Annotated in this window: 23 protein-coding genes and 5 tRNA genes; 25 read left to right on the top strand and 3 right to left on the bottom strand. The window is 43.4% G+C overall.

Annotated features, from left to right (window positions below; all coding sequences use genetic code 11):
* Positions 1–6 precede the first annotated feature (6 nt).
* Positions 7–1,059, bottom strand: a complete 1,053-nt coding sequence (locus AC0KVP_RS15285) for a hypothetical protein (RefSeq protein ID WP_473337722.1) — start codon at positions 1,057–1,059, stop codon at positions 7–9.
* A 280-nt stretch (positions 1,060–1,339) separates the two neighbouring features.
* Here AC0KVP_RS15285 and abuO point away from each other — a divergent pair, with 280 nt between their 5' ends.
* Together abuO and phoU are read left to right on the top strand one after the other, a co-directional pair.
* Entirely contained in the window at positions 1,340–2,668 is a 1,329-nt protein-coding gene (gene abuO / locus AC0KVP_RS15280) for a multidrug efflux outer membrane protein AbuO (RefSeq protein WP_473337720.1), read from the top strand.
* A gap of 90 nt (positions 2,669–2,758) precedes the next feature.
* Positions 2,759–3,475, top strand: a complete 717-nt coding sequence (gene phoU, locus AC0KVP_RS15275) for a phosphate signaling complex protein PhoU (RefSeq protein WP_004692799.1) — start codon at positions 2,759–2,761, stop codon at positions 3,473–3,475.
* Between the two features lie 446 nt (positions 3,476–3,921).
* Here phoU and AC0KVP_RS15270 read toward each other — a convergent pair whose 3' ends face one another.
* The gene (locus tag AC0KVP_RS15270) at positions 3,922–4,194 is read right to left on the bottom strand and encodes an oxidative damage protection protein (RefSeq protein ID WP_004978611.1); all 273 of its coding nucleotides are present in this window, start codon (positions 4,192–4,194) and stop codon (positions 3,922–3,924) included.
* 12 nt (positions 4,195–4,206) lie between these two features.
* A complete protein-coding gene (argH, locus tag AC0KVP_RS15265) occupies positions 4,207–5,640 on the bottom strand; it encodes an argininosuccinate lyase (protein ID WP_058868743.1) in 1,434 nt (477 codons plus the stop codon).
* On the opposite strand from argH, the gene AC0KVP_RS15260 reads away from it, so the two are divergent.
* The 23 genes from AC0KVP_RS15260 (at position 5,631) to rplK (ending at position 23,265) form a co-directional block, all read left to right on the top strand.
* Positions 5,631–6,785: a sensor histidine kinase gene (locus tag AC0KVP_RS15260; protein ID WP_473337717.1), complete on the top strand. Its 1,155-nt coding sequence runs from the start codon at positions 5,631–5,633 to the stop codon at positions 6,783–6,785. The genes argH and AC0KVP_RS15260 overlap by 10 nt on opposite strands.
* 51 nt (positions 6,786–6,836) lie before the next feature.
* Complete coding sequence (locus AC0KVP_RS15255; protein ID WP_473337715.1) at positions 6,837–7,577, top strand: LytR/AlgR family response regulator transcription factor; 741 nt, start codon at positions 6,837–6,839, stop codon at positions 7,575–7,577.
* A 117-nt stretch (positions 7,578–7,694) separates the two neighbouring features.
* Positions 7,695–8,615 (top strand): hydroxymethylbilane synthase, encoded by a 921-nt coding sequence (gene hemC, locus AC0KVP_RS15250; RefSeq protein WP_473337712.1) that lies wholly within the window; start codon positions 7,695–7,697, stop codon positions 8,613–8,615.
* 12 nt (positions 8,616–8,627) lie between these two features.
* Complete coding sequence (locus AC0KVP_RS15245) at positions 8,628–9,407, top strand: uroporphyrinogen-III synthase (RefSeq protein WP_473337710.1); 780 nt, start codon at positions 8,628–8,630, stop codon at positions 9,405–9,407.
* Positions 9,404–10,246, top strand: coding sequence for a hypothetical protein (locus AC0KVP_RS15240; protein WP_473337707.1), 843 nt, complete (start codon positions 9,404–9,406; stop codon positions 10,244–10,246). The genes AC0KVP_RS15245 and AC0KVP_RS15240 overlap by 4 nt, the downstream gene beginning before the upstream one ends.
* A gap of 4 nt (positions 10,247–10,250) precedes the next feature.
* Positions 10,251–11,444 carry a heme biosynthesis protein HemY gene (locus tag AC0KVP_RS15235; RefSeq protein ID WP_473337705.1) on the top strand — a complete coding sequence of 398 codons (1,194 nt, stop codon included), beginning with the start codon at positions 10,251–10,253 and terminating at the stop codon, positions 11,442–11,444.
* 7 nt (positions 11,445–11,451) lie between these two features.
* Positions 11,452–11,880 (top strand): acyl-CoA thioesterase, encoded by a 429-nt coding sequence (locus tag AC0KVP_RS15230; protein WP_004978627.1) that lies wholly within the window; start codon positions 11,452–11,454, stop codon positions 11,878–11,880.
* Between the two features lie 151 nt (positions 11,881–12,031).
* Complete coding sequence (locus tag AC0KVP_RS15225) at positions 12,032–12,355, top strand: H-NS histone family protein (RefSeq protein WP_004692786.1); 324 nt, start codon at positions 12,032–12,034, stop codon at positions 12,353–12,355.
* Between the two features lie 197 nt (positions 12,356–12,552).
* Positions 12,553–13,263: a type II secretion system protein N gene (gene gspN / locus AC0KVP_RS15220; protein WP_473340556.1), complete on the top strand. Its 711-nt coding sequence runs from the start codon at positions 12,553–12,555 to the stop codon at positions 13,261–13,263.
* The gene (locus tag AC0KVP_RS15215; protein WP_473337701.1) at positions 13,263–14,087 is read left to right on the top strand and encodes a type II secretion system protein N; all 825 of its coding nucleotides are present in this window, start codon (positions 13,263–13,265) and stop codon (positions 14,085–14,087) included. Before gspN ends, AC0KVP_RS15215 begins: the two co-directional genes overlap by 1 nt.
* A gap of 39 nt (positions 14,088–14,126) precedes the next feature.
* Positions 14,127–16,487, top strand: coding sequence for a type II secretion system secretin GspD (gene gspD / locus AC0KVP_RS15210; protein WP_473337700.1), 2,361 nt, complete (start codon positions 14,127–14,129; stop codon positions 16,485–16,487).
* An 87-nt stretch (positions 16,488–16,574) separates the two neighbouring features.
* Positions 16,575–17,318 (top strand): FHA domain-containing protein, encoded by a 744-nt coding sequence (locus AC0KVP_RS15205; RefSeq protein ID WP_473337699.1) that lies wholly within the window; start codon positions 16,575–16,577, stop codon positions 17,316–17,318.
* A gap of 85 nt (positions 17,319–17,403) precedes the next feature.
* Positions 17,404–18,072, top strand: a complete 669-nt coding sequence (locus AC0KVP_RS15200; protein ID WP_473337697.1) for an HAD-IA family hydrolase — start codon at positions 17,404–17,406, stop codon at positions 18,070–18,072.
* Between the two features lie 111 nt (positions 18,073–18,183).
* Positions 18,184–19,677: an anthranilate synthase component I gene (gene trpE / locus AC0KVP_RS15195; RefSeq protein WP_473337695.1), complete on the top strand. Its 1,494-nt coding sequence runs from the start codon at positions 18,184–18,186 to the stop codon at positions 19,675–19,677.
* A 98-nt stretch (positions 19,678–19,775) separates the two neighbouring features.
* Positions 19,776–19,851, top strand: a tRNA-Thr gene (locus AC0KVP_RS15190).
* A 54-nt stretch (positions 19,852–19,905) separates the two neighbouring features.
* A tRNA-Tyr gene (locus AC0KVP_RS15185) sits at positions 19,906–19,989 on the top strand.
* A gap of 41 nt (positions 19,990–20,030) precedes the next feature.
* A tRNA-Gly gene (locus AC0KVP_RS15180) sits at positions 20,031–20,106 on the top strand.
* Positions 20,107–20,123: 17 nt separating this feature from the next.
* A tRNA-Thr gene (locus AC0KVP_RS15175) sits at positions 20,124–20,198 on the top strand.
* Between the two features lie 147 nt (positions 20,199–20,345).
* A complete protein-coding gene (gene tuf / locus AC0KVP_RS15170) occupies positions 20,346–21,536 on the top strand; it encodes an elongation factor Tu (RefSeq protein WP_010325730.1) in 1,191 nt (396 codons plus the stop codon).
* Between the two features lie 48 nt (positions 21,537–21,584).
* A tRNA-Trp gene (locus AC0KVP_RS15165) sits at positions 21,585–21,660 on the top strand.
* A gap of 76 nt (positions 21,661–21,736) precedes the next feature.
* Positions 21,737–22,177: a preprotein translocase subunit SecE gene (gene secE / locus AC0KVP_RS15160; protein ID WP_004692774.1), complete on the top strand. Its 441-nt coding sequence runs from the start codon at positions 21,737–21,739 to the stop codon at positions 22,175–22,177.
* 7 nt (positions 22,178–22,184) lie between these two features.
* The gene (nusG, locus tag AC0KVP_RS15155; RefSeq protein WP_004692772.1) at positions 22,185–22,718 is read left to right on the top strand and encodes a transcription termination/antitermination protein NusG; all 534 of its coding nucleotides are present in this window, start codon (positions 22,185–22,187) and stop codon (positions 22,716–22,718) included.
* Between the two features lie 118 nt (positions 22,719–22,836).
* Entirely contained in the window at positions 22,837–23,265 is a 429-nt protein-coding gene (rplK, locus tag AC0KVP_RS15150) for a 50S ribosomal protein L11 (protein WP_004668262.1), read from the top strand.
* The last annotated feature ends 1 nt before the right edge of the window (position 23,266 follow it).

Below are 23,266 nucleotides of genomic sequence, written 5' to 3'. Positions count from 1 at the left end.
ATCTGTTCAACGTTCTAAGCAAATGGCATCGCTTAAGCAGTCTTTGCCTTGATCGGGTTGGACCATACGCAGTTGAATAAAGTGCGCCAATTGTCTTTGTAATAGTTGATCTGCACCGAGGCGCTGCACATGAGCGGAAGCAGGCAAGATGATTTGCGCTGCTCTTTGTTCAGGGCTGAGTGCCACAAACTTTAAAAATAAGCGCGCTTGATCCGTCACAATTGAATTTTTTAATGCGGCAAGACGCTCAATTTCTTCCAAATAGTTGCTTTGCACGGTATAGCCGTCGTAAACGCGTTGAGTATCCAGTCCGATAAACAAGAGGGTGCTGTATAGGTTCAACAGATGACGTGCATCTTGGTGGTAGCTACTTTTTGGATATTGCTGTAAATAGCTTTCCCAGTACAGCGCACGATCCGCAATTTCTTTGGCATCAATTTTCACCTGACCTCCAATCACAGCAGGATATTGATTCTGTGTTGCCAGATGTTCAATAAACTCTTGCTCTGCGACAGGTAGATAAGGCGCAAAAATTTTGGCTAAATATTCAGGGCTACGGCGGTAATGCACTTGTCCTTCGCCTGCATCAAACAGCTCGACATAAGACTGCCCTTGGTGTTTGATGAGGTATTGGTCGCGAATGGTGAGTTGCTCAAAAAGACTTTGTTGAATGGTCGGATGTTGCGCCATTTCTAGGGCATAGCTTTCAAAAGCGCGCTGCTGTTGTGGCGTACGTTCAACCGACAAAAAGTCATAGTACATTTTATTGGATAAGCTCAATAAATGCTTTTGTTGTTGAAAACCGAGCAAAGGTAAACACAACTTAAGATCTTGATTGATTTGCTCTAAAGCAAAAGTAGTACGCTGTGCATCTATTTCCGACATGTTTTTGTCAATTTTTTGGCACAAGTCGGTTAAGTCCAAGGTTTGAGTCGAAGACGCTTCTATTTGTGCAGGCTCTTGAAAGCTGACAGGTTCAGGTTTCTGACAGGCAGCCAACAGCGCGCACATAAAAATCAGTGCGTAAGGTTTAAGCGAAAATAAAGAAGAATGATTCACAGCGACTCGATCAAAAAACTCAGTTCAGCGACAACACAGTAGAGAAACTCCTTTTCTCCGTGCTTCATTTTATAGGGGGAATGGAATTTTTAATGTGTAGTATTGTGAATGAGTTTGTTGAACGGGCTATGACACTATTTAATATTTACTTCATAATGAACAGATTAGTGCGCGCTATTGTAACCAGTGCAATAAAAAATATACGAAAATAATGACAACTCGTTTTAGTATAGCGTTGCTCAGAACGAGGCCAGTGAGGCGAAAAGGTGGACTGAAAACAATGAAGATTAAATGTGTCCTTGCCAGCTGTGTGTTGTTTTTCGCGCCGTGGAGTCATGCCTTGGATTTGGTCGACGCGTTACAACGCGCCAAAGTCAATGATCCTAACTGGCAAGCCAATTTACTCCAATATGAAGCCGATCAACTCAATTTAGGCATTGCTCAAGGTAACTTACTACCTACCATTAGTCTGTCTGGTAATGTGACTCGAAAAAATCAACCCATTGGGCAGGTGAGTTCGGTTCTTTCCATGCCCGATACGACCACCACCAAACAAGTGGCGATTACGGCGCGCCAACCCCTTTTTCGTTGGGATGCGTGGGAAGGATTGAAACAAGTCAAGACCTCCCTCAGTTTAAGTGAAGTCAATTTACAGCTACAGCGGCAGCAACACATTTTAGACGTGACGGAAGCCTATTTTAATGTACTGCGCCAACAAAGTTTAACCGCAGCCAATTTACAAGAAGAACAGGCTCTACTTGAGCAACTGAATATGATGAATGCCAAACTCAGAGAGGGCTTGGTGGCAAAAAGTGATGTGAGTGAAGCCAATGCACAGTACCAAAGCGCAAAAGCAAACCGCATTGCGACGCATGTACAACTGGTCTTGGCGCAGGAACAACTGGCGCAAATGATTGGGCCTTATCAAGAAAACTTGGCAGTGTTGCGAGAAGACTTTCAGTTTCAAAAGCCTTATCCAGGAGAGCTTTCGGCATGGACTAATTTGGCTCTCGCACAGAACTTAGGCATTCAGCAGGCACGCTTACAGCAGCGCTATGCTGAAGATCAAAAACGGGTTGAACAAGCTGCTTTCTATCCGCAAATTGAAGCTGTGGGAAGCTATGGTTATAGTGAGCAAACTCCTGAGAATATTATGTCGACCAAAGGCAACTTTGATCAGATTGGTATTGAGATGAATTGGAATGTCTATACCGGTGGACGAACCAAGAAGTCGATTCAAAAAGCCGCTGTCAACGTTAAAAAATCTGAAGCCGAACTGGATGCAGCTATCCGTAAAGCCAATACAGAGGTGAAAAAGTCTTATTTACAAGTGGAAACAGACCAAGCCAAGTTGCAAGCACGTAAAGCTGCCATGGAGTCATCCAGCCTCGTCTCTCGTGCCTCACAAGCGCAGTATCAAGAAGGCTTAAAAACCATGGTCGATGTTTTACTGGCACAGCGCAATGCCTTTTCGGCCAAGCAAGACTATGTCAATGCCAAGTATGACTACCTGATCAATGTCTTGCATTTAAAGGCATCTGTGGGTAAGTTGACTGAACAAGATATTCAAGAAATGAATGCATGGTTGGTGGACAAAGCACGCTTATAAAATGGGCGTTGTCATCAAATCTTCATAATTGATATGCTTTAATATCGCTCAATCTTTAGTCCCTCATGATGTTGCTGTGGAGTACGTCCTTTGCCAAATAGTCCTGTTTTAAACCATCACATTTCTTCGCAATTCAACGAAGATTTGCAGGATGTGAACACCAAATTTATGACCATGGGTGGTTTGGTAGAGCAACAAGTGGCAAATGCAATTCATGCGCTACTCGACACCGATGCCAACTTAGCGGTCGATGTTCAGTTTAAAGATAATGCGGTGAATCAGCTCGAACGTGAAATTGATGAAGCTTTGACGTTGATTCTGGCGCGTCGTCATCCTGCTGCAATTGATTTGCGTATGGTGATTGCGATGTCGAAAGCTAATACCGACCTAGAGCGTATTGGTGATGAAGCGGCGAAAATTGCTCGTATTGCGCAAAGCTTATGTGAAGACGGTGAATCCCCTCGCGGTTATATGGAAACGCGTCATATTGGTAACCAAGTCCGTGTCATGATTCATGATGCCCTAGACGCTTTTGCACGTTTAGATGCAGAACAAGCGCTACGTGTGATGATGGCTGATGCTGATATTGACCGTGAATATCAATCTGCAACGCGTACTTTGATGACTTATATGATTGAAGACCCGCGTCATATTGCGCGTGTGATTAATGTGATGTGGGTATTACGTTCATTAGAGCGTATTGGCGATCATGCGCGTAACATTTCTGAGCAAGTGATTTACATGGTGAAAGGTTTGGATGTGCGTCATACCAGTTTTGAAGAAGTTGAAAAACATATCCAAAAATAAAAAAGCGTATCTTATTTTTCAAGCACAACTTCGGTTGTGCTTTTTAATGGTTGCTTAATTTTTAGATAAAAAAAATCTCAGACTTTGGGGGAAATCTGAGACTAAAATTGGGGATATTTATCGTTATCGATAAGAGGTTTCCCTCTATGCTTGAATGCCATTATAGGAAAGATGTTTTTCTGCGTCATGTAGGTTCTTGTAGTGTAATGTTGAGTTTTGCAATGGTTGTGTAGCGCTATGTTTACACTTAATTATTTGGATACAAATAACTGCTTTATAGCGTAATTGAGTCATCAACATGTCATCTATCTTCTTTTTTTATTTTAGAAATTGATTTGGTAAACCGGCGTGGAAATAAAAAAGAGTCCTTTTACAGACTCTTTCATGATATTTGAAACTACGTGCTTCGCTTGTCTTGCGGCGTGGCGGAGCAGTGCTCCGCTTTATCACGCCTCAGGCTTTAAGCCTTCTGCTTTTTCTAAGCTTTCATCATTGTTAAAGAACTTCTCACGTTGTTCTTCAAGAAACTTTTTCGCATCAGGTTCAAACACATTTAGGCGTTTTTCATTGATTAAAGTGGTTTGGTGCTTTAACCATTCTCCCCAAGCCTGCTTGGAGATGCTTTCAAAAAGTTCTTGGCCTTTTGCGCCAGGGAAAGGTGCAAAGTCTAAACCTTCCATTTCTGTTTGATATTTACGGCAAAAAACTTGTCGAGTCATATCTAGACGTCCTTATTGAGCATAAAGTTTTTCTAAACGCGCATGGGCACGTTCAATGGCAGCTTCTACTTGCGCAGGTGCAGTTCCACCAATGTGGTTACGTGCATTGACTGACGCTTCAAGGGTTAGTGCTTTTTCAAATACATCCGCTTGAATTAAGTCAGAGAACTGTTGAAGTTGTTCTAAAGTTAATTCAGAAAGATCTTTTGATTCTTGTACACCTAAAGCAACGGCTTTACCCACAATTTCATGTGCATCACGGAAAGCTACGCCATTTTTTACAAGGTAATCAGCCAAGTCCGTTGCGGTTGAGAAACCACGCAGGGCTGCTTCACGCATGATTTCAATGTTTGGAACCAAAGCAGGAATCATGTCTGCAAAAGCCATGAGCGAGCCACGCACGGTATCAATTGCATCAAACAACGGTTCTTTGTCTTCTTGGTTGTCCTTGTTATACGCCAACGGTTGACCTTTCATCAGTGTTAACAAGCTCATCAGGTCGCCATAGACACGGCCTGTTTTACCGCGAACTAACTCTGGAACATCTGGATTTTTCTTTTGTGGCATGATTGAAGAGCCAGTACAGAAACGGTCTGGAATATTTACAAATTTAAACTGTGCAGACGTCCACAGAATCAGTTCTTCTGACATGCGTGATAAGTGCATCATGATCAGAGAAGCCGCAGCATTGAATTCAATACCGAAGTCGCGATCAGATACTGCATCGAGCGAGTTTTCAGAAACGGCTTCAAAACCGAGTAACTCTGCTGTAAATGCGCGGTCGATTGGGTAAGTGGTACCCGCAAGTGCTGCTGAACCTAAAGGCATACGGTTAGTACGTTTACGACAGTCAATGAGACGCTCGGAGTCACGCACTAACATTTCAAACCATGCCAACAGGTGGTGACCAAAAGTCACAGGCTGTGCCGTTTGTAAGTGAGTGAAGCCCGGCATAATGGTATGCGTGTTTTGTGCAGCAATACTCAAAATACCTTTTTGTAATTTTTTCAGTAATTCTAAAATGGCATCGATCTCATCGCGAACATAGAGACGAATATCGGTTGCCACTTGGTCATTACGGCTACGACCTGTGTGGAGCTTTTTACCTGTGATGCCAATCCGTTGAGTCAAACGCGACTCAATGTTCATGTGCACATCTTCTAGGTCAATACGCCATTCGAACTGACCCGCTTCGATTTCAGCTTGAATGGTGTTTAAGCCATTAATGATGTCATCACGTTCTTGTTCTGTTAGAACGCCAACTTTAGCAAGCATGGTCGCGTGAGCAATGGAACCTGCAATATCTTGTTTATAAAAGCGTTGGTCAAATTGTACAGATGCTGTAAATTCAGCAACAAAGGCATCAGTAGCTTCAGAGAAACGACCGCCCCACATACCCGAAGTTTGGGCTTGTGACGGATTTGAGGAATTAGAAGATGTGGTCATGTCGGCTCAATAAGATAAAAAGCGGTAGAACTCGCATGAGTATAACAAATTCAAGACAACTTGCCGAAGTTCAAGATGCGCAAAGTTTAACTTCCAGGATGGCTAAGCCAAATATCTCTTATTTATTTAGCAAAATCGTGCAATGGCCGCATTTATTGGAATTATTTGTTGGTGGAAATTTGTTGGCCATGCTGTTGGCTTTGGCTGAGGTACAGTCTTGGTCAAACTTGGTGTTTGAGCATGTGCTGGGCTATATGCTGTACATTAATTGGGTTTTACTGTCTTTTGCTGCGCTAATGCAATATGGACAAAAAAAGTTGCAAGATTTGAGTCTCGGTATGACTTTATTGTCAGGCTTTTTTCTATTGCAGATCATTGTGTTGGTGACCACGCTCAGCCTTAATATACTGATCTTCTTTGGAGCTAATTTTAGTTTCAATGGTTTGACTTCAGCCATCTTATGGAATGATGTGACTTTAAATTTGGGTTATGGCTTGCTGTTAGGTAGCTTTTGTTTTCGTTATTTATACCTAAGAGAACAATGGTTTCGACAGCAAAACAGTGAGCTGAATGCACGGGTACAGGCCATGCAAGCCCGTATCCACCCGCATTTTTTGTTTAATAGTTTAAACAATGTGATTTGCCTAATTGCGATTGACCCAGATAAAGCCGAACAGATGTTGCTCAATCTATCGCGTCTGTTTAGAGCCAGTTTCCAAGAATTAAAACTGGTCAAGCTCAGTGATGAAATTGAGTTGTGTCAGCGTTATTTGGCGATTGAGCAAATTCGTTTGGGAGATCGTTTACAGATTGAATGGAAAATCGAGCATGCCGAATTGTGTAAGCAGGTACAAATTCCACTCTTAACTTTACAACCTTTACTTGAAAATAGTATTTTTCATGGTGTTGAAAAATTTTTAACTAAGAGTACGATAAGTGTACTGATTGAAATATTGCAAAATCAAGTTAATATCGTCATAACCAACCCATTTACAAAGGAAACAATTCATAAACGACAAGGACATGGTATTGCCATTGAAAATGTGAAGCAGCGTCTAGAGGCATATTTTGGGCGAACTGTGAGCTTTCAAACCTATGCAGGGGAGGGAATGTATACCACTGTTGTGCAGTATCAATATAAATAAGCCGCAGTGAACCTATAAAAATAAACAAGGTGACTGTTGGGGAGGAGATAAATGGACATCCTAATTTGTGATGATGAGCCTTTAGCAATCGAACGTTTGTCTAGATTGGTGAGTCAGCTCGGACATCAAGTGGTGGCAACAGCCTCATATGGTCAACAAGCAATTGAATTAACTCAACAATATGAACCAGATGTGGTACTTTTAGATATTCAAATGCCAGAAATGGATGGTTTGACCTGTGCGCATTATTTGCGCCAACTTGAACCGATGCCTGCTTTGGTGTTTTGTACAGCTTATGATGAACATGCGCTCGATGCATTTAAGTCACATGCTGAAGGTTATTTATTAAAACCAGTGATGCAACAGGAATTGCAACAGGTGCTTGGTCACCTCACTAAATTAACCCAAGCTCAAATGAGCGAGATAAAACAAAAAGAAAATATGGACGAATTTAACGTAAAGCGACATCAAATCGCAGCGAAAACCTATCGTGGTGTGGAGTTGGTGCCCATTGAAAATATTTATTATTTTTTGGCGGATCAAAAATATGTCACGGTACGCCACAAAAACGGCAGTGTCTTAATTGATGAGACCTTAAAAGACTTAGAACATGAGTTTGGGGAGGCCTTTATTCGTATCCACCGTAATGCCTTGGTTTCTGTTCACTTTTTAGAAGGGCTTGAAGTGGTCAACTCTGGGCAGTATCAAGTGCGTTGCCGTGAGTTAGATGAGCGTCTAGCGGTGAGTCGACGGCATTTACCGGGCTTGCGCGAGCGCTTACATAAGCTTTAGCACGCCAATTTAATGACTCTGCTGCTGATGAGACGGGGCGCTTTGGGCTGAATACATTTCCAATGGGGGAAATTCAGTTTAAGATAGTTTCATTCTTATTGGCACATACTAAAATTTATGAAAACCCTAAAGATCGCTACTCGACAAAGCCCGCTTGCTCTTTGGCAGGCTGAACATATTCGTGCTCGTTTAGAAGCACTGCATGCGGGGCTCACAGTAGAGTTGGTGACTTTTGTTACCCAAGGGGACAAAATTTTAGATACGCCATTGGCAAAAATTGGTGGCAAAGGTTTATTTGTCAAAGAGCTTGAAGCAGCGTTATTGGATGGTCGTGCCGATTTGGCGGTGCATTCGATGAAAGATGTTCCAATGGCTTTGCCTGAAGGCTTGTCGCTGGCCGTCATTTGTGAGCGTGAAGATCCTTTAGATGCTTTTGTGTCGAATAGTTATGCGAGTTTTGATGCATTGCCACAAGGAGCAAAGGTCGGCACTTCGAGTTTACGCCGTAAATGCCAAATTTTAAAACAACGACCTGACCTAGAGATTATCGACTTACGAGGGAACGTGGGAACGCGTTTATCTAAATTGGATGAAGGTCAGTATGATGCCATTATTTTGGCCAGTGCTGGATTAAAGCGCTTGGGTTTGGCAGAACGTATCCGTCATACCATTCGCCCAGAGTTGAGTTTACCTGCCGTGGGTCAGGGCGCTTTAGGGCTAGAGTGCCGTGCAAATGATCAAGTGGTATTGGATTTGATTCATCCTTTATTACATGTAGAAACCGATACCTGTGTTCGCGCTGAACGTGCTTTCAATGCTTATCTTGAAGGTGGATGTCAGGTACCCATTGCAGGCTATGCCACTTTAGCAGACAACCGCATTCAGCTCGAAGGGCGTGTGGGGAGTGTCGATGGGCAAACGCTCCTCAAAGCACAAGTGGCGGGTGATGCCGCTGAAGCCGAGCATTTGGGTATTGTCCTTGCACAAGAGTTATTGGCTCAAGGTGCAGGTGATTTACTCAAAGCCTTTTATCACTAATATGTCTTAACGATGCTGTTTATTAATACGCGCCCTGTTGATCGCGCGGCAAGCCTCTCTATGGCGCTAGAGCAACAGGCTGTTGAAGTCTACCCATTGCCGTTACTGGAGTTGTTGCCTAGAGCATGGAGTCATGACCTAGAGTGCTTGTATCAGCAGTTGGTGCACACCCAAGTGATTGTAGTGGTTAGCCCCAGTGCTGTGCAGTTTGGTATGGCACATTTGCTGCAAAGCGGTTTAACCATGTCCGATTTACAGCATATTCAATGGATTGCGGTTGGGCAAAAAACAGCGCAGGCTTTGGCTGAATATGGTTTGGACAGTGTGGTGCCTGAGGTGGAAACCTCTGAAGGGATGTTACAACTGCCTGTTTTGCAGAACTTGGCCAGCGATGCGAGCATTGCGTTTTGGCGTGGAGAAGGTGGGCGTCAGTTTATGATGGACACTTTAATGCAACACGGGTGTCTTATACTGAACTTTGTTTTGTATGAGCGTCGCTGTCCAAATGAAACGATGCAGCAACAGGCTGAATTAATTCAATGTTTATCAGAACATAATGATTATGTTGCACTGATCAGCAGTGAGGCCAGTTGGCTGAATTGGTTAGCTCTGCTGGACACAAATATTCAGCTCCTGCAAAAGGGACACTTTTTGGTGTTGGGTGAGCGTTTGGCACAGATCTTGAAGCAGTATCAACAGCAAATGCATGTGTCGTTTAAAATGAGTGTACTGAAAGATTTAAAGACAGCCACGATTGTACAGTTGTTACAAAGTGAGCAAGGGAACGCATGAAGAAGATTCTTATCATTGTATTGATGGCTGCATTGGCGTGGATTGCGAAGCTAAGTTATGACGTGTGGGGGCTGAGTACGCAGCAAGCCACTTTGCTCAATGAAATGCACCAAATCGAACAGCGCAGCGCCAACTTGAACGATCAAGTCGTGGCTATGCAGCGTCAAAAAGAAACTTTGAAACAAGACCCAACAGCAGCGAAGGTGACGAGTAGCCAACCCGCCGAATTGGTGGTTGAGGGCATTGATCCAATTTTGTTTATCAAGCAACAGCTGGACTTGGTTGAGTTTGCCTTAAAGCAACAGCAGTATGTGGTAGCCACCGATAAGCTGGCCTATTTAGATATGCAGCTGGAAAAATATAACTTGGCTGTGGCGTTGAAGCAAAGTTTGCATCAGGTCATAGCGCGAGATATGCAAACCATTCAGAAGTTTGTGACTGAGCGCAATGAGCAGCAAGCGCTGATTAACCATCAGCTGCAACAGATTGATCAGGCCTTAAATCGAGAAATACAACAACCTCAGTTAAACACCACGCGCGATACGTCCGAACCCTTTTGGAAGCAATGGTTGAGGCTCGAACCTGCGCAAGCACCTGCAACAGCGTTAATGCAACGACAAATTGTGCTTAAAGAAGCCCAGTTACGTTTACTGTTGGCACGCCAAGCCTTAGCTTCAGGGCAATATTCTGAATATCAAAAAGATTTAACCGAAGTGATGCTATTGATCCAACAACTTCCCGACCCTAAAGCCAAAGAGCTGCTGAAACAGCTGAATAAGCTAAAAACATTGGTGGTTGTCCCAACGCCTATTTTAAGTACGCGTGCGTTGTTGGGGTAATGGAATGAAACAAATACTGATTGCTTATAGTCTGGTGAGTTTAATTGCAATTGCCGCGTTGAGTGTCTTGAGTTATGGACATGGTGCGGGTTATGTCTACGTGTTTTGGCATGACTGGCAGTTACAAACCAATCTCTGGATCGTATTTATTGCGCTAGCGCTGCTCAGTTTTAGCTTGCATTTGGTTTGGTTGGGGCTAAAACGGTATCTCAGTCGAGAAAAACGCAAAGCGGAAACCGTTTTTGATTTTAAAAGTTTGCATCCTTATGAACAACTGGCTGTGATTTGGTTATTGGATGCAGGCCGAGATCAACAAGCCTTTATTCAAAATGCCTTCGCGCAGTCGGGCTTGCTCAAAAGTATTATTGATGCGCGTTTATATTTGATGCAGGAGCAGTTCCCTGAAGCCTTAAGCGCCTTGAGCCAAAGCAATGCGATGGCTTTTGAGTTGGCTGAACTGCAGCGCATTGAGCTTTTCTTGGCACAAGAAGATGCAGAACAGGCTTTAACCCATCTTGAATTTCTCAATCAACATGAACTGTCACCTTGGCTTAAAGACGTGCAAACCGCTTATGAAGCGTGTTTAAAAGAGCTATGGGGACGTTTTGCGATTCAGTTTCCATGGCTTTATTTACGCTCAACCCAATATGGTCATTTAGATCAAGATGTGAAAAAAGCATGGCTGAAGCGTTTGTTGATGAAATTTGATCAAGCTAATTATGAAAATTTAGAGGATTTAAAACAACGTTATTTGGACTTGTCTGATCAGATTTTCAGCCGTAGTTATGATGTTCAACTGCTGTGGCTTAAGTTATTAGCACGTATGCCAGACATGAGTGAACAGCACGAACACTTGTCGATTTATTTACTCAATCAGCAGTTTAATTCGGAAGTATTTTATTTGTGGTTCCAGCAGCAACTTTTGAAACAGCAACCCGATTATGTGGACTTGCGGCAACACATTGAAGCATGGGAAGCGAAGTATACGAGTGTGCCGGTTTTGAGTTTTGCCAAGTGGCATATTTATACCGCTTTAGGCATGCAAGAGCAGGCAGATGCGTTATTAAGTTTATATCCAGATAATGTATTAATGAACTATTTAAGAATCAAATCGACCTTAAATGGTGATGAAGATTTAATTAAACAGTTAAATTTAATTTTTGAAAATAATGCAAATTTTGTAGAAATGAAAATATAGGTGCATAATGCAGAGCGTTTTAGATTACCCATTGGTTTATACTCAACACGTGGCTTGGGGAGATATGGATGCCTTTGGTCATGTTAATAATGTCATGTATTATCGTTATGTTGAAAGTGCGCGTTTGGCTTATATTGAACATACGGGTATTTTATCTGCGGATGTACTAACTGTTGTTGCATCAAATCAGTGCAAATATTTAAAACCAGTATTTTATCCAGACCAATTAAAAATTAGTGCACGTATTGAAGAACTCAGAAATAGTGCATTTCGTATGCACTATTTATTATGGAGTGAACAGCAACAAGCGTTCGTTGCAGAAGCAGAAGCGGTCATTGTTTGTGTGGATAAAACCAATATGCAGAAAACATTAATTCCTGAACTGGTGCGTCAAAAACTCAAAGAATTTGAGTTAACGGTTGGTCATCAAATATAAATATCTTTTTATTTATTTTAAAAGTCGCTAGACTATATAAATACTGTCTAAGTATTGTTGTTTAAGTCATGGATGAGTTGAGTCTTTGGTCTAATCAAAATATTATTAAATAGACTCAGTAAATAAAATGTTGGTTAATGGAGTTAATGTAATGCCAGATATTAGTAATTTATCCGTAGAAGAGTTAAAGCGTCTACAAATCGAAGCGGAAGCTTTAATTGCATCTAAAAAAGATCAAGCAATTGAAGATGCTTATACCCAAATTAACGCGATTGCGGAAAATGTAGGCTTAAGCATTGAACAAATTTTAGAGTTTGGCGCGACTAAGCGTAAAAAAGGCACACGTAAGTCGGTTGAACCGCGTTACCGTAACAAAGGCAATGCTGCTGAGACATGGACTGGCCGTGGTAAGCAACCACGTTGGTTAGTGGCTCAGTTAGAAAAAGGTGCGAAGCTTGAAGATTTTCTAATCTAAGTCATCACCTTGTCACAGATGTGACATAAGCTCAAAAAACCAAGCATCATCTGCTTGGTTTTTTTTATAGTTAAAGTTTGGTGTTGTTGTAAAATTATGCATAATGTCTATCAAAGAAAGACAAGAAATGAAGCAAGGAAGAATAATTGAAAGTTCGTGGTGGGAGAATCACAAAACCTAAATACATCACGTGGTGGATGTTTGCAGTCGTTGCCTTTTTAATTTTTGTTTTGCTGCAAATTCCTGCGGCATGGCTCATTGCAAAATTTTATAAAAACAACCAAGTTTTACATAACGTCAGCGGTAATATTTGGCATGGACAGGCCGATTGGCAAACTGGAAAATTGCGTGGAACTGTGCTGTGGACCACCCGACCTTTAGATTTACTGCTCCTTCGTGCAGGGGCCAATCTCGAAATTTATAGTGCCAATACCAAGCTTGAAGGCGTTTTGGCCTATGGGTTTGGAAGAAAAATAATGGTGCGTGATTTAAACGGACAAATTGCACCCGAAACGTTAAAGTCGTTGGCCAATTGGCAATGGCCGACTAATGCGATTCAGTTACAAGAAATTGATTTTAATTATAAAAAAGAGCAGGGATTTGACCAAGTGGATGGAGGAATACAATGGGCAGGCGGCGAACTCATGTATATCTTTGCGCAGCGCCCACAACAAATGCAGATTCCATCGTTGGCAGGTCGTTTGTCGCAGGAGCAAAATAAGCTGATGGTCGATTTACGCGATCAACGACAACAAAAACTGATGAACCTGACCATCGACCCAAGTCTGATGTTAGATGTGCAATTAACCCAGCGACTCATGTTGAATGTCCCGTCATATCAAGGCAAAGCAGGCCTAGATAGTTATGTGGTGAGTTCACGTCAGCCTTTACTTAGTGGGGGCTTTTAATGGGTTTCGATCTGCAAAAACTACCAGAGCTGAATCTCAAACAGTTTGAACGTATAGCACCACTGTGCTTAATGCTTTTGATCTTGGCACTATGCTGGAAGTTGGCTGGCTTATTTTGGCTTTGGGTGGCGCCACCACAAGTCATGCAAATGCCACGCGTTGAATTGGGTTCGCAGCAACCTCAAGTTCCGAATATTACCAATTTTGCGTTATTTGCAGAGCAAAGTAAGAATCCCGCAGATGATCAGCTCAATTTACAGCTACAAGGGGTGGTGGTTGGACAACCCAGTCAGTTCTCATCTGCTGTGATTAAGGCAAATAATGTGGCAGAGCGTTATCGAGTGGGGGAAAACATCGAAGGCAGCGATTATTATTTGGCAGAGGTGTATTGGGATCGCGCGATTCTTAAAAATAACAGTGGGCAAACCCGAGAATTGTTCTTTCAAGGGATTGATAATTTAGATCAGCAAATTGTGCCCCCAGCAACAGCACCCGTTGCAGCGCCTGCTGTGAGTCAAGAGCAGCAAGCATTAGGCCAAGCAGTACAGAACTTACAACAAGATCGTGAGCAATATTTAAAAGATTTGGGTGTAAATACCAATAACACAGGGCAGGGTTATCAAGTCACTGAGCAAACACCAGCTGCACTGCGAAGCCGTTTAGGCTTACAGGCTGGGGATCAAATTATGTCTTTAAATGGTCAAACGATCGGACAGGGGCAAAACGACGCGCAGTTGTTAGAACGTGCGCGCCGTGAAGGACAAGTAAAAATAGAAGTGAAACGTGGTGATCGTATCATTACGGTACAACAGAATTTTCAGTGATCGAACATCACCAATATTAGTTAGGAATGACTTGGATTTATGGCTTTATTGAATCACCGCCCTGTTTGGGCACTGACAATCGCAGCGCCTTTGCTTGCCATGGTGAGTACAGCCAGCTATGCACAAACATGGAAAATTAATCTGCGCGATGCGGACTTAACTGCATTTATTAATGAAGTTGCGGATATCACTGGGAAAAACTTTGCAGTTGATCCACGGGTACGCGGCAATGTCACGGTGATTTCAAACAAAGCGTTGAATAAGCAAGAAGTCTACGACTTGTTCTTAGGAGTCTTGAATGTCAATGGTGTGGTCGCGATTCCTTCTGGTCGGACCATTAAAATTGTGCCTGACAGTAATGTCAAAAGTTCTGGCATTCCCTATGATGTTCGTCACCGCGCCACAGGCGATCAGGTTGTGACGCGGGTGATTTGGTTGGAAAACACCAATGCCAATGACTTGATTCCTGCACTGCGTCCATTGATGCCGCAGTTTGCACATTTATCTGCGGTGAATGGCACCAATGCACTGATTGTGTCAGATCGCGCCAGCAATATTTATCAGCTTGAGACGATTATTCGTAACTTGGATGGGACGGGACAAAATGACATCGAAGCGGTATCGTTGCAATCGAGTCAGGCTGAAGAAATGATTGGATTACTAGAAAGTATGAGCGGAACGGGCTCGATCAAAGATTTAAAAGGTTCCAGAATACGGATTATTGCAGATAACCGGACCAATCGGATTATTTTAAAAGGAGATACCGCGACACGTAAACGTATTCGCCAAATGATCGAGATGCTGGATGTACCTGCTGCGGAGCGTCTAGGCGGATTGAAAGTGTTCCGTTTAAAATATGCCAGCGCTAAAAGCTTATCCGAAATTTTACAAGGTTTGGTCTCAGGGCAGGCTGTTAATTCTAGTCAGTCTAACGACAGTAATAACAATAGTAGTTCCAGCTATAACCAAAGTAATAGCTCGAGTGAAGGTTCATCTTCACAGATTTCCACGCCAAGTATTAACTTAAATAGCCAGTCCAATCGCAATCAGAATAACATCACCAGCTTTAACAGTAATGGGGTCAGTATTATTGCCGATAGTTCGCAAAATGCATTGGTGGTCAAAGCAGACCCTCAGTTGATGCGTGAAATCGAGTCTGCCATTCAGCAGTTGGATACCCGTCGTCAGCAAGTCCTGATTGAGGCGACTATTCTCGAAGTGGAAGGTAACGATGCTGATCAGTTGGGCGTGCAATGGGCGATGGGTGATTTAAGTAGTGGTGTTGGGATTATCAATTTTGACAATATTGGTTCGAGTCTCAAAAGTATTGCTGCAAATTATTTAACGGGTGGCGGTGCGGGGGCGGCAAGTGCAATTGGCGCGGGTGGTTCGTTAATCCTTGGGGATTATAAAGAAGGCAGTGATGGCTCGCGTCAGTTATATGGCGCGATGATCCAAGCATTAAAAAGTAATACCAAGTCGAATTTGCTGTCTACACCATCGATTGTCACCATGGACAATGAAGAGGCCTATATTGTCGTGGGGGAAAATGTGCCCTTTGTAACAGGTTCGGTTTCTACCACTTCTTCAGGTACAGCTAACCCTTACACCACCATTGAACGTAAAGATGTGGGTGTAACGCTTAAGGTGGTGCCGCATATTGGTGAAGGTGGAACCATCCGCTTAGAGATTGAACAAGAAGTTTCAGATGTCAAAGCCAATAAAGGTCAAGCGCAGGATTTGGTCACCAGTAAACGTGCGATTAAAACCTCGGTCTTGGCGGAACATGGCAATACCATCGTTTTAGGTGGCTTGATTTCGGATAATACGTCTTATTCACGCCAATCGATCCCAGGCCTTGGTGCAATACCGGGATTGGGACGTTTGTTCCGCTCAGATGGTAAGTCGGATCAGAAACGCAATTTGCTGGTTTTCATTCATCCGACGATTGTGGGGGATGGGGAGTCTGCACGTCGCCTTTCTCAGCAGCGCTATAGTCAGCTTTATAGTTTGCAGTTGGCCATGGATAAAGATGGTAGCTTTGCCAAGTTGCCTGAAAATGTCGATGATGTCTTCCAACAGCGTTTGCCTGTGACATCAACCAAACCGACCTTGCCACAATCGTATCAACAGGTGCCAAGCAGCCCAACCACAACACAACCGATGGTTGAAACAACGCCTGTGGCCATTGAACCTGCGATTCGTAAACAGCCGATTGCTAGTGTTCCTAATAATACCACCTCGCGTCAGCTATACCCAGTGGTTCATCCCCAGATTGGCTTGAACTTGATGATGCAAAATGTTCAAGGTGCTCGTGTGGCACACATGGCACAGGTGGTATCGACAAGCTATTCCATCCCTGAGCGATATACTGAGAATATCTCGATAGGTTCAGCCTAGCTGTCCTGCCATTCGTCTGTGAGGGAAGGTGAAATGGTAAAGAATATTCTCTGTGTTATCATAAATCAGCACATAGAGAGATAAGTCATGACTTGGAAAATACAAGCAATTACTGGCGAATTAACGGGTCAGGAAATTAGCATTGACCGTGATATGTTGGTCGGTCGTCATCAAGCAGCGGATATTTTATTACAACAATCTGAAATTTCGCGTAAACATGCGGCCTTTTTACTGAAAGAACAGGCTTTGTGGCTACAGGACTTGGGTTCTTCCAATGGCACGTATGTGAATGATGTGCAAATTGCGGCAGAAACGTTGTTGAAGCAAGGTGATATCGTCCAGTTTGCAAGCTTAAAGTTTTCGGTCTTTGAGCCTGCTAAAGCGCTAGAAGACGTAGTGGAATCGGTAGAGGCGGCAACTTTGGGCGCAGCTGTGGTTGAAGCGCCGATTAGCCAGCCATCAGAAGCGGTAGCTGCTTCAGAAACGGCCCAAGCGGAAGTCAGTGCTGATGCACCTGTTGTTGAGCCAGAACAGCCGAAAACGGCAGCACAACATATGAGCGATCAGGGTATGCCTGAGCTAAAAGAACGCGATGGTAATGTGAGTTTAACGCGTGACGGGATGCCGCAAAATGTCGGTATTCCGAAACCTGCTCCTATTCCAGCAGGGGTGGATTTGACTGCGCCTAACGTGCCTCAGGTTGAGAACAACGAGGCTCCAAAAGTACAGGTTGAGCAAGAGGCAGAAACTCAGAAAAATGCCTCGCTAGGGCTAATCTCGATTATTGTCTTGATTATTTTAGCGATTATTGCTTGGCTGATGTTCAAATAAAACGCAGATCACACTACAATCAAGGCATGCACAAGCATGCCTTGATTGTTTTTGGGCAGTACACGATAAAAATGGGTGAGGGTGAATGAATATTGAAAATGTGGCACAGCGAGAGGTTTTACTTTTCGATCTAGATGGAACCTTGGTGGATTCAGCAACAGATTTGCATCGTGCCATGAATATGAGCCTGAATGCTTTGCAACTGCCTACCGTTACTGAGGAGCAGGTGCGGGTCTGGGTTGGTAAGGGAACGGCGCTGTTTTGTCAAAGCACCTTGCAGCATTTAACAGGTAAAGTCGATCCTGCCCAGCAACAACAATTGTTGGAGACGTTTTTAAAAATTTATAATGCCGACCCATGTGTGGAAACTCAGCCTTTCGATGGCATTCTTGAGTTTTTAGAATGGGGCTTGGCACAAAAGAAAACCATGATTTGCGTGACCAATAAACCTGAATTACCTGCACGTGCTATTGTCGATCATTTAGGCATGAATCATTATTTTGCTGATGTCATCGGCGGCGATCGTTTCGAAGAGCGCAAACCTCATCCGCGCCAATTGTTACACTGTTTTGAGCAATATGCGCAAAGCAAAGATCAGGTCTTAATGTTTGGGGACTCATCCAATGATGTTGAGGCTGCACGCCGTGCGGGTATTGATTGTGTTGTGGTCAGCTATGGCTATAATCATGGTGAAAATATTTTAGACTGTCAGCCACAGCAAGTGGTGGATAATCTGTGTGAACTGATCGGGTAACTTTGTAAACGAAGGAATGAACATGAGTAAACATATGACTTTTCGATGGCGAAACTCAAACCACTAATTTTAAAAACTGATCACGCCATATTGAAAAAATAGAGAACACTCATGACAACGCAAACTCAATTCGATCAACTCAAAACAGCGGGTTATAACCTGATTCCAGTCTATCGTCAGCGCTTAGCCGATACCGAGACACCATTGTCGGTCTTTGCACGCCTGAAAGAGCATAAACAGGCCTATTTGTTTGAATCTGTGGAAGGTGGGGAGAACTGGGCACGCTACTCGATTATTGGTTTAGGTGAATCTACCGTTTTCTCATGCAACGCGGGTGAGCTAACCATTCAACAAGCCAACGGCACCATAGAAAAGCAACCCTGTACAGATCCGTTTCAATTCATCCGAGATTTTCAGTCGCAGTATAAAGTACCTACTCAAGCTGATTTACCTGCTCTGCCAAGCTTTACCGGTGGTTTGGTGGGCTACTTTGGTTATGATGCGGTACGTTATATTGAACCGCGTTTAAATAACGCTCCAGAAGCAGATCCAGTGGGTTTGCCTGATATTTGGATGATGTTGTCTAAAACAGTGATTGTGTTTGATAACTTAAAAGATACGCTATTCCTGATCGTGCATGCCGATGTAGTAGATGCGGATGCGTATAACCAAGCTCAGCAGCAACTGGATGCATTGGAAGATTTACTCGCAACGCCCATTAGTCTAAAAGCCACGCCGCATACTGCACCGCATTTTGAGTCACTCACGGGCAAAGCAAAATTCTTAGAATCGATTGAAACGGTGAAAGAGTATATTCGTGCGGGCGATGTGATGCAGGTGGTGCCAGGGCATCGTATGGTCTCTGACTTTGATGGTGAACCTTTACAAGTCTATCGCGCGCTACGTCATTTGAACCCATCGCCTTATTTGTTCTTGGTGCAAGGGCAAACTTTAGAAAATAATCAACCTTTTCATATTGTCGGTTCTTCCCCTGAAATTTTATCTCGCCTTGAAAATGGGATTGCAACCGTGCGTCCGCTGGCAGGTACGCGACCGCGTGGTAAAACCAAAGAAGAAGATTTAGCGCTTGAACAAGACTTACTGTCGGATGAAAAAGAGATTGCTGAACATTTAATGCTGATTGACTTAGGTCGAAATGATGTCGGTCGCGTCTCGAAAATTGGCAAAGTGCAAGTGACTGATCAAATGGTGATCGAACGTTATTCGCATGTCATGCATATTGTTTCCAATGTGCAAGGCGAAGTTCGTGATGATGTCGATGCTTTGGATGTTTTTAAAGCAACATTCCCTGCGGGAACGCTTTCGGGCGCACCAAAAATTCGTGCGATGGAAATTATTGACCAAGTTGAGCCCGTAAAACGTGGAATTTTTGGTGGTGCTGTTGGTTATTTAGGCTGGCATGGCGAAATGGACATGTCGATTGCGATTCGTACCTGCGTTATTCGTGAAAATAAGGTCTATGTTCAGGCAGGAGCGGGGCTTGTTTATGACTCAAATCCTGAATCTGAGTGGAATGAAACCCAAATAAAAGCTCGCGCAGTGATCAAAGCGGTTGAATTATCATCAAACGGATTGATTTTGTGAGTTTTTGACGTTTTTTTTGAAAAAAACACTTGCAAGGATTTTGAGTTTTGCTAAACTGCACACCGTTCCGATACGAAACGTACGAAACACTAAGAAACGCCGGCATAGCTCAGTTGGTAGAGCAACTGACTTGTAATCAGTAGGTCCACAGTTCGAATCCGTGTGCCGGCACCATCTTAGGGGGTTGAGTAGGTTGAGTAAAGAGCGACACTGAAGTAAGTGTAAAATGGTGAGGTTCCCGAGCGGTCAAAGGGGGCGGACTGTAACTCCGCTACGAAAGTTTCGAAGGTTCGAATCCTTCCCTCACCACCAATTTTAAGACTTCAAGAAAGTGGTCTTTGTACCAACATCGTGCGGGAGTAGCTCAGTTGGTAGAGCGGTAGCCTTCCAAGCTACATGTCGCGAGTTCGACCCTCGTCTCCCGCTCCATTTGAAGTTTTATATTTGCTCTTATAGCTCAGTGGTAGAGCACTCCCTTGGTAAGGGAGAGGTCTCGAGTTCAAATCTCGATAAGAGCTCCAGATTACAGTTTAGTAGAATTTCTACAAATTTTTTAAAGAAGCAGGCTTATTAGTCTGCTTTTCAAGTATTTGGTGTTTGATTTTTTAGGCGATGTGTCGATACTGAGTTGTTTATACCTGTGTTCGACGTAAACGAGGAAGATGAACATGGCTAAGGCTAAGTTTGAACGTAATAAGCCACACGTTAACGTGGGCACAATCGGTCACGTTGACCATGGTAAAACAACTTTAACAGCTGCAATTGCAACTGTATGTGCGAAGAAATTCGGTGGCGAAGCGAAAGACTACGCTGCAATTGACTCTGCACCAGAAGAAAAAGCACGTGGTATTACAATTAATACTTCACACGTAGAATACGATTCTCCAACTCGTCACTACGCACACGTAGACTGCCCGGGCCACGCCGATTATGTTAAAAACATGATTACTGGTGCTGCTCAGATGGACGGCGCGATCCTTGTATGTGCTGCGACTGATGGTCCAATGCCACAGACTCGTGAACACATCCTTCTTTCTCGTCAGGTTGGTGTACCTTACATTCTTGTATTCCTTAACAAGTGTGACCTTGTTGATGATGAAGAACTTCTTGAATTAGTAGAAATGGAAGTTCGTGAACTTCTTTCTACTTATGACTTCCCAGGTGATGACACTCCAGTTATCCGTGGTTCAGCTCTTCTTGCACTTAACGGTGACGCTGGTCAGTATGGCGAAGAAGCAGTTGTTGCGCTTGTTGATGCGCTTGACACTTACATTCCAGAGCCAGTACGTGCAATCGACCAAGCATTCTTAATGCCAATCGAAGACGTATTCTCTATTTCTGGTCGTGGTACAGTAGTAACTGGCCGTGTAGAAACTGGTATCGTGAAAGTAGGCGAAGAAGTTGAAATCGTTGGTATCAAAGATACAGTTAAAACAACTGTAACTGGCGTAGAAATGTTCCGTAAACTTCTAGACGAAGGCCGTGCGGGCGAGAACTGTGGTGTTCTTCTACGTGGTACTAAGCGTGAAGACGTACAACGTGGTCAAGTACTTGCTAAACCAGGTGCAATCAAGCCGCACACTAAATTCGATGCAGAAGTATACGTACTTTCTAAAGAAGAAGGTGGTCGTCACACTCCATTCCTTAACGGTTACCGTCCACAGTTCTACTTCCGTACAACTGACGTAACTGGCGCGATCAAATTACAAGATGGCGTTGAAATGGTTATGCCTGGTGACAACGTAGAAATGTCAGTAGAATTAATCCACCCAATCGCAATGGACCCAGGTCTACGTTTTGCGATCCGTGAAGGTGGTCGTACAGTTGGTGCTGGTGTAGTTGCTAAAGTAACTGCATAATTATAAAATAAAATTACAAATTGGGGTTTCGGCTCCAATTTGTTTTGCAGGTCAGTAGTTCAATTGGTAGAGCGTCGGTCTCCAAAACCGAATGTTGGGGGTTCGAGTCCCTCCTGGCCTGCCAACTTTTTTATAAAAGACGCTTGATGTCGGCAAAACTGGTCATATAATAAGTCGCGAAACCTACGACGAGTACAAAAATGTCGAATGAAAAATTACGCGACGCACAAAGCGACGCGGCAATCCCTCAAAGAAATAATTCTGCTGAAGTAGTTAAATCTGGTTCTCCCCTAGACGTCGTCTTATGGATTATCGCATTGATTTTATTAATTGGTGCGACCATGGTGAATCAACACCTACCAGCGTATTGGGCACCAGCCAACGATATCTGGGTGCGCGTTGGGGTAATTTTGGCTTGTATCATCGTGGCATTCGGTTTATTATACGCCACCCATCAAGGCAAAGGCTTTGCTCGTTTGTTGAAAGACTCACGAATTGAGCTGCGTCGAGTGACTTGGCCAACGAAGCAAGAGACCATGACCACATCTTGGCAGGTGCTTGCGGTTGTGGTTGTTGCATCCATTTTATTATGGTGTTTTGACTACATTTTGGGCTGGTTAATGAAGTTTATTATCGGGTAAGAGAGCTATGAAACGTTGGTACATTATTCATGCCTATTCAGGTTATGAAAAACAAGTGATGCGTTCACTTAATGATCGAATCCAGCGTAGCGCTGTAGCCGATAGCTTTGGTGAAGTCCTTGTTCCTACCGAAGAAGTGGTAGAAATGAAGGATGGTAAGAAACGTAAATCTGAACGTAAGTTCTTTCCAGGCTATGTATTGGTCGAAATGGAAATGAATGATGAAACTTGGCACATTGTTAAAGAATGTCCAAAAGTTTTAGGTTTTATTGGTGGTACGGCTGAGAAACCTGCGCCAATTACCCAACGTGAAGCAGATGCGATTCTTGCTCGTGTACGCAATACTGGTGAAGCACCACGTCCGAAGACGATGTTTGAACCAGGCGAAGAATTACTCGTAATTGACGGTCCATTCACAGACTTTAAAGGTGTGGTGGAAGAAGTTCTATACGAAAAGTCACGTTTAACGTTGACCATTAATGTATTTAATCGACCAACTCAGGTTGAGCTGGAATTTCGCCAAGTCGAAAAATCAGTTTAATTCGAAGTGGTTGAAAAACGCCTGGCTTATTTATAAGTCAGGCATTGTTGTTGTAACGGTATCGTTACTTAGAAATTGGGGAGCCTTCATCGGCGTTTGTACCCAGAGGTAATTTGAAATGGCTAAGAAGATTGACGGCTATATCAAGCTGCAAGTTCCAGCTGGTAAAGCGAATCCATCTCCACCGATTGGTCCTGCATTGGGTCAACGTGGTGTTAACATCATGGCATTCTGTAAAGAATTCAATGCTGCGACACAAAAACTTGAAGTTGGTTTACCAATTCCAGTCGTGATCACTGTGTACAACGACAAGTCGTTCACATTCATCATGAAAACTCCTCCTGCATCTATTCTTCTTAAGAAAGCTGCTGGTATCCAAAAGGGTTCTGCTGTACCTAACAAAACTAAAGTTGGTAAGTTGACTCGTGCTCAATTGGAAGAAATCGCGACTACTAAAGAACCAGATTTAACTGGTGCTGATTTAGACGCACGTGTTCGTACCATCGCTGGTTCTGCACGTTCTATGGGCTTGGAAGTGGAGCTATAAG

This window comes from Acinetobacter sp. DL27, assembly GCF_055810995.1.
Note: the sequence above shows the minus strand (reverse complement) of the source record. Positions and strands in the feature narration are given on the sequence as shown.